Consider the following 7,018-nt stretch of genomic DNA (forward strand, 5'->3'; position numbering starts at 1 on the left):
TCAACCGGGACTTCTCGTAGGTGTCCTCGTCGAGGGGCCGGCCGTAACCCTGTGCGGTCGGGTTGTTCTGCGCGTGCTGGTACGCGGCGAGCACCAGCGCGCGCATCGCGCTGCGCGGCACGCCGCCGTGCTCGAGCATCCGCTGGGTGCGCATGGCGCAGATCTGTGCGGGCGAGCCGATGCCGTGGGCCAGGAAGTGGCTTCCGTAGTGGTACTTCGCATACCCGAGCCGGCCCGTGTCCTCCTGCGACATGGCGCGGTACACCACGACGCACTCGGCCTGACCGGTGGCGATCGCGGCAGCGGCGTTCGTGATCGCGGCGGCGACACTGCCACCGCCACCGCCCCACATCATGTTCGACCAGCGGAGTTCGTCGATCAGCAGCGCGCCGCCGATGATGGCGCCGTCGTTGGGACCGCCCGCGTAGGAGACGAAGCCGTCGATCTCGCGGGGGTTGATGCCCGCGTCGGCGCACGCTTCGAGAATGACCTCGAGGGTCATCCGCTTCTCGCTGTGCGGTGCCTCGCCGCGGCGATAGTGCTGTTCGGCGACGCCGACGACCGCAGCGGCCCCGCGCATGTTGCCCGCGCTCATCGCTGTTCTCCTTCTTCGGTCGTGCCGGTGCGACGCCAGCGCAGCAACGGCCAGGTCGCGCCCTCGGTGTGCTCGAACACCCCGACGACGCGGTCGCCGATCTCGGGGTTCGCGTCGATGTCGTCGGTGAGGATGCCCAGTACCCGGCGGCCGCCGGCGTGGGGCAGTTCGACGAGCACCGTCACGTAGGGAAGCTTGTCGGCGTATTCGTCCATGTAGGGGTACCAGCTGCGATTCCAGCTGTAGACGGTACCGACGGGTTCCACTGTCTCCCAGCCGATGTCGAAGCCGTGGCAGGTGCCGCAGATGGCCTGCGGGCCCCAGATCCAGGTGCCGCACCCGGTGCAGCGCTGCAGCCGCAGCTCACCTTCGAGGAGGCCTTCCCAGTAGGGCCGGTCGAGCCCGTCGGGAGCGGGCCCCCATGGTTCGGTCGTCGTCATGCGTTCGCGTCCGTTCCTGTCGGAAAGTTCTCGAGTTTCGCGGCCAGCCACCGTCCGTCGCGGAGTTCCCAGATGGAGCGCAGCCCGATCGAGCGGTCGCCCATGTCGTAGACGGTCTCGCCCACCATCAGGTCGCCCTCGGCACGCACGTCCTTGATCTCGAAACCCTGGGCGGCCGCGCGCGGGGCGTCGACGCCGTCGAAGACCTGCGGAATGTTCTCCTGCACCATGTCGGCCAGGGCGGCCTTCATGTTTCCGGCGACGACGTAGCCCACGTGCTGTTCGTACAGGGCGCGGAAGTCTTCGACAGACATTGTGAACTCCTCGCTTTCGTGACACGAGACCGTCGTGTCAGTGGCATTAACCTTATGTCTTTAGATAAAAGCCGTCAACGTCGGGCGAACCGGAACTGCCCGTCCTCCGAGACGACGACCTGCCTGCCTGCGACATCGTCCTCGACGAGGCGCGCGAGATCGTCGGCGTCCGTGGTCGCGGCGAGCGTCCGCTCACCACCGGCGGTGCGGGCTGCGAGGAAACCGCGCTCCGGGGCGCCGTCGCGGCCGTACACCACGGTCCACGACTCCGCCGACGCCGTGCCCGTACAGGACAGCAGCGCCTTCGTCGTGGGGAGCGCGTCGACCTCGGCCTGCACGTCCAGACGCCGGAAGCCGCCGGCCGGTGGTTCGGACCGGTACACGCCCATCGCGTGCTTGGTCAGGTACCCGCTGTTGGCGGTGACCAGGCCGTACGAGCCGGGAGACTCGCGCAGCCGCGCCGCCATCGTCGCGATCGAGTGGCTGACGTAGTTGTTCCACGGTCCGCCGCCGAACGTCAGGCCACCGGTCACGGTGAGGGGCCGGCCCGGGTCGTCCAGGGCGAGACCGAGCTCGTTCGCCGCGACCTGCACCGCCGAGGGGAAACACGAGTACACGTCCACGTGCGCGACGTCGTCGAGCCCGATCCCCGCGAGCTCGAGGGCCCGCGCGCCCGCGATGCGGATCGCCGGGGACCGGTCGAGCGCACCGCGTTCGGCGATCGCGTAGGTGTCGTGCGATTCGGTGCCGGACTGCGGAAAGACCCAGCGCTCCTGCGGAATTCCGAGCCGGGTGGCGGTCTCCACCGAGCACAGCAGCAGCACCGCGCTCTGATCGACCATGTTGTTCGAGTTCAGCAGCTTCGTGTAGGGCGTGGAGATCATCCGGTTGTCCGGCGACGGGGTCGCGATCTCCGCGGCGGTGTACTCGCGCTGCACCCACGCGTTCGGGTTCGTCGCCGCGATCTTGCTGAACTGCGACCACAACCCGCCGATGAAGTCCTGGTGCTCCGCGACCGAGCGCCCCGCCGACACGCGCAGCGCCTGCTCGAACAGCGGATAGACGTACGACGGCCGGTCCAGACCGATCCGGCGTTCGCTCTCGTCGGCCATCGGCACGTCGGTGACCATGATTTCGGCGGCCGGCACCGACTCGTCCTGCACCGTCCATTCCGGGCGCTGCTTCTGCGCGCGCAACTTCGTTCGGGTGCGCCAGGATTCGGCACCACCGATGAGCACGACGTCGGCACGCCCTGCGGCGATGTCCTCGGCGGCACCGTTGACGAGGACCTGCGGCGTGCTGCCCCCGTTGCCCGAGTAACCGGTGTGCCGGACAGTCGCGCCGATGCGCTCCCCGACGAGCGCACCCGGATCCCGGTAGCGCCAGGACAGCAACCCGACCACACGGACCGAATCGACAAGCTCGAGCAGTCGCGCCGAACCGGCATCGTCGGCCGCCGCGCGCGCGGCACGCACCATCAGATCGACGGGTTCGATGCCACCGTCGCGCTCGTTGACCTGGCCGACGCCGACCAGGATGGGGGTTCTCGGATCCAGACTCACGACTGCACCGCCTCCAGAATGCGCTTACGGTTCTCCGGCTTCGGCCACCCACCGAGGATGAGGGTGGTGAGACACGTCGGCTTCCACTTGGTTTCGATCTCTTCGATGATCTTGTCCGCGGGACCGACGAGCGCGACGTCCTCGACCATCTCGGTGGGCACGGCCTGCGCGGCGAGATCGGCCCGCCCGCTCAGGTACAGCTCCTGGATCTCGGCACAGACCTCGCCCCAGCCCATGCGCGCGAACACGTCGTTGTGGAAGTTCGCGCCCTTGGCGCCCATGCCGCCCGCATACAGGGCGACCGTCGGCTTGAGCCGGGACGCGGCCTTCTCCACATCGTCGTTCTCGACGAGCCAGCACACGTTCGCGACCTCGAAGTCGTCGGCCGTGTGGCGTGCGCCTTCCCGGGCGAACCCCTCGGCGAGTGCCTTGCGGTAGAACTCGTCGCTCTTGGGCGAGAACCACAGCGGTGTCCAGCCGTCGGCGATCTCGGCGGCCAGCGCCACGTTCTTCGGTCCCTCGGCACCCATGTAGACGGGAATGTCGTTGCGCAGCGGGTGCACGATCGACTTGAGCGGCTTCCCCAGTCCCGTTCCGCCTTGCAGGGGAAGCTGATAGTGCCGTCCCGAGTAGGTCACCGGTTCGTCCCGCGCCCACACCTGGCGCATGATCTCGATGTATTCGCGGGTGCGTTCGAGGGGCCGCGGGTACGGCTGCCCGTACCAGCCTTCGACGACCTGCGGTCCCGAGGCGCCGATACCGATGATCACGCGGCCGCCGCTGAGGTGGTCGAGGGTCTGCGCAGCCATCGCCAGCGCCGTCGGTGTGCGGGCGGACATCTGGCACACCGAGGTGCCCAGCTTGATCGTCGACGTCTGCGCGCCCCACCACGCCAGCGGCGTCAGCGCGTCGGACCCGTACGTTTCGGCGGTCCAGAAGCTGTCGACCCCGAGCGCCTCGGCCTCGGCGAGCATCCGCTCGACGTGCCGCGGCGGGCCCGACCCCCAATAACCTGCGGCGATTCCTACTCTCATGCTGCCTCGCTACTTCTGCTACGTGTGTTCTGGTCGAGCCGGCGTCGGCCGATGGTCAGTGGTTCCGGAACTCGGGGGGACGCTTCTCGAGGAAGGAGACGACGGCCTCCCTGTGGTCCCGGGTCAGCGAGCTGAGGATCTGGGTGCGGTTCTCGAGGTCGATCGCGGCACGCAGGCTGGGCGTCTCGAGGTTCGACCACATGACTTCCTTGGTCATCCACACCCCGAACGGGCTGTTCTGCGCGATGGCCTCGGCGGTGTCCAACGCGACGTCGAGCAGTGCGTCGGCAGGTTCGACGGACGAGACGAGGCCGATGCGTTCGGCCTCGCCGGCGTCGATCGAACGGCCGGTGAGCATGATCTGCGCGGCCCGGGAGAACCCGATCATGCGGGGCAGCAGCCAGCTCATGCCGATATCGCAATTGGACAGGCCGCGGCGGATGAACGCGGCGTGGAACACCGCGGATTCCGACGCGATGCGAATGTCGGCCATCAGTGCGAGCGACATGCCGCCGCCCGCCGCAGCCCCGTTGACCGCGGCGATGACCGGCGGCCGCGCGCTGCGGAAGTCGTCGACGAGACCCGCGATGTGCTTCTGCACCCGCAGTCCGAGTTGCGCGCGACCCTCACCCTCCGTGGCACCCGGCGGCGTTCCGTATCCGCGCAGGTCCAGTCCGGCGCAGAAGGCCCGGCCTTCGCCGGTGAGGACGATCGCGCGGGTGGTCGAATCGTCGCGCACCTCGGCGAGCACCTCGTGCAAGGCGTCGATGAGGTCGACGTTCATGGCGTTCAGCTCGTCCGGGCGATTCAGCCGGATCACGAGCACACCCGGCCGGGGTCGCTCGGTCAGGATCGGTTTCGCATCGGACATATCACTCTCCAAGGGACTAAGTGCTCGACACACGCAGGCTAATGGCTTTAGATTAAAAGCTCAAGGAAACCGCGTACGGACGACCGAAGGAATCCCATGACGAACCTCGACGGCAAGGTGGCCGTGGTAACCGGAGCTGCGAGCGGAATCGGCGCCGCGACCGCGCACACGTTCGCCCAGCGTGGGGCCCGTGTGGTCGTCGCAGACATCGACGACGCACGCGGCGAGGCCGTCGCCTCCGCACTCGGTGACCGCGGCGTCTACCTGCACACCGATGTGCGCAACGAAGCCGAGGTGGAAGCCGCCGTCGCGCTCGCAGTCGACCGGTTCGGCCGGCTCGACTGCATGGTCAACAACGCGGGCCGCGTGGGCGCGTGGACGTTCCTCGAGGACACCACGCTCGAGGAGTGGGAGAACGGATTCGCGGTGCTGGCACGCAGCGTGTTCCTCGGGACCAAACACGCCGCGCGGGTCATGCGCGAGCAGGGATCCGGCAGCATCATCAACGTCTCGAGCGTCGCGGGCGTCCGCACCGGGTTCGGTCCGCACCCCTACAGCGCAGCGAAAGCCGCTGTGCTGCAACTGACCCGAACCGCAGCAGTAGAGCTGGCCGAGTTCCGGATCCGCGTCAATGCTCTGGTCCCCGGCGGCGTCGCCACCCGCATCGTCGGCCACGGCGCCGGACTCGAGGACGACGCGCTCGATCGCAGTGTCGAGGCCGTGCGGCGCAGCCTGACGAACTTCCAGCCCATCCCCCGCGCGGGCGAACCCGAGGACCTCGCCCACGCCGCGGCGTTCCTCGCCTCCGACGACGCCGAGTTCGTGACGGGCCAGACCCTCGGGGTCGACGGCGGCCTGACCCTCGGCAAGAAGTGGCCGTCCAACTATCGAGAGGAAGCCCTCGCGGCGTCGTCGCGCGCCGCGACGGTCGGTGGATGACCGGATGACCGCGCGCCGGGTCCACACCTTCTGCCGCATCTGTGAACCGGGTTGCGGTCTCGTCGCCGATGTCGAGGACGATCGGGTCGTCCGGTTACAACCGGACCAGGACCATCCCGTCCACAAGGGCTTCTCCTGCCACAAAGGTGTGCACTATCTCCGGGTGCACGACGATCCGAACCGCCTCGACCGGCCACTCAGACGCACGAATCCACGCAGGACCGAGGCCGGCGACTTCGAACCGGTCGACTGGGACGATGCCGTCGGCGAGATCGCCGCCCGCCTCGAAGACATCCGCCGACGGCACGGACGCAATTCACTGGCGATCTACCAGGGCAACCCGTCGGCGTTCAACGGCACCTACTACGCCAACGCCGCGGCGCTCGCACGCGGATTCGACACCCGGATGCGCTTCAGCGCCGGCACCCAGGACACCTCCGCGAAATACGCTGCGAGCGAGGCGATCTACGGGACATCGATGGCCCACCCGATCCCGGATCTGCTGCACACCGACTACTTCCTCTGCCTGGGCAGCAATCCTCAGGTCTCGCACATGACGCTGATGCACGTCTCGGACCCGATGGGGAAGATCAAGGCGGTGAAGCGCCGGGGTGGGACCGTGCTCTTCGTCAACCCGCGGCGGATCGAGTCGTCGGGACCGGACACCGGCGACGTGCTGTTGATCAAACCGGACACCGATTTCTACTTCCTCGCGGCGATGCTGCACGAGATCGTCTTCCGGATCGGATACGACCGCACCGAGATCGAGAAGCACGCACGCAACATCGACGGACTGCTCGAATTCGTGCGGCGTTATCCGGCCGAGCGGGTGGCCGCGGTGACCGGCATCGAAGCCGGCACCATCAGGCAGGTCGCCGACGACTTCTGCGCCGCGCCCACGGCGAGCATCTACATGGCGACCGGCGTGAACCAAGGACGTCAGGGCGCGCTGGCGTACTGGATGCTCAACATGATCAGCTTGTTCTCCGGCAACCTCGGCAGGCGCGGCGGCAACATCTACTCTCGCGGCATGACCGACGTCGTGCAGAACTCGAAGCGCAGGCGCGAGGATCCGTTCTTCTCCAGCAGCCTCGGAGAGACCCGCACCGTCGGCGGGGATCTTCCCGCGGCGCGGCTCGCGGAGTACATCGAGAATCCGGACGATCCCATTCGGGCGTTGATCGTGATCTCCGGCAACCCGCTGTTGTCGGTGGGCGGCGAGCAAGAACTCCGCCGGGCTCTGGCGAGTGTCGAGCTGATCGT

7 protein-coding genes and 1 pseudogene are annotated in these 7,018 nt (G+C 68.0%); 2 read left to right on the forward strand and 6 right to left on the reverse strand.

What is annotated here, in order from left to right; translation table 11 throughout:
• The 6 genes and pseudogenes from I0Q12_RS32340 to I0Q12_RS07930 form a co-directional block, all read right to left on the reverse strand.
• Positions 1 to 595 (reverse strand): annotated as a pseudogene (locus I0Q12_RS32340) (transporter); the annotation flags it as partial.
• Positions 592 to 1,035, reverse strand: a complete 444-nt coding sequence (locus I0Q12_RS07910) for a Zn-ribbon domain-containing OB-fold protein (RefSeq protein WP_197251406.1) — start codon at positions 1,033 to 1,035, stop codon at positions 592 to 594. The gene I0Q12_RS07910 and the pseudogene I0Q12_RS32340, both read right to left, overlap by 4 nt.
• On the reverse strand, positions 1,032 to 1,349 hold the full coding sequence (locus tag I0Q12_RS07915) for a hypothetical protein (protein WP_197251407.1): 318 nt from the start codon (positions 1,347 to 1,349) through the stop codon (positions 1,032 to 1,034). The genes I0Q12_RS07910 and I0Q12_RS07915 overlap by 4 nt, the downstream gene beginning before the upstream one ends.
• Before the next feature lie 74 nt (positions 1,350 to 1,423).
• The gene (locus tag I0Q12_RS07920; RefSeq protein WP_197251408.1) at positions 1,424 to 2,911 is read right to left on the reverse strand and encodes an acetyl-CoA acetyltransferase; all 1,488 of its coding nucleotides are present in this window, start codon (positions 2,909 to 2,911) and stop codon (positions 1,424 to 1,426) included.
• The gene (locus tag I0Q12_RS07925; protein WP_197251409.1) at positions 2,908 to 3,945 is read right to left on the reverse strand and encodes an LLM class F420-dependent oxidoreductase; all 1,038 of its coding nucleotides are present in this window, start codon (positions 3,943 to 3,945) and stop codon (positions 2,908 to 2,910) included. The genes I0Q12_RS07920 and I0Q12_RS07925 overlap by 4 nt, the downstream gene beginning before the upstream one ends.
• A 55-nt stretch (positions 3,946 to 4,000) precedes the next feature.
• The gene (locus tag I0Q12_RS07930) at positions 4,001 to 4,816 is read right to left on the reverse strand and encodes an enoyl-CoA hydratase/isomerase family protein (protein ID WP_197251410.1); all 816 of its coding nucleotides are present in this window, start codon (positions 4,814 to 4,816) and stop codon (positions 4,001 to 4,003) included.
• A gap of 96 nt (positions 4,817 to 4,912) precedes the next feature.
• Here I0Q12_RS07930 and I0Q12_RS07935 point away from each other — a divergent pair, with 96 nt between their 5' ends.
• On the forward strand, positions 4,913 to 5,755 hold the full coding sequence (locus I0Q12_RS07935; protein ID WP_197251411.1) for a glucose 1-dehydrogenase: 843 nt from the start codon (positions 4,913 to 4,915) through the stop codon (positions 5,753 to 5,755).
• A gap of 4 nt (positions 5,756 to 5,759) precedes the next feature.
• Positions 5,760 to 7,018 (forward strand): molybdopterin-dependent oxidoreductase (locus I0Q12_RS32345; RefSeq protein WP_231610242.1); only part of this gene is annotated, 1,259 nt, incomplete at its 3' end.

The sequence above is a fragment of the Rhodococcus sp. CX genome, from assembly GCF_015865005.1.
In the GTDB taxonomy this organism is placed as follows: domain Bacteria; phylum Actinomycetota; class Actinomycetes; order Mycobacteriales; family Mycobacteriaceae; genus Rhodococcus.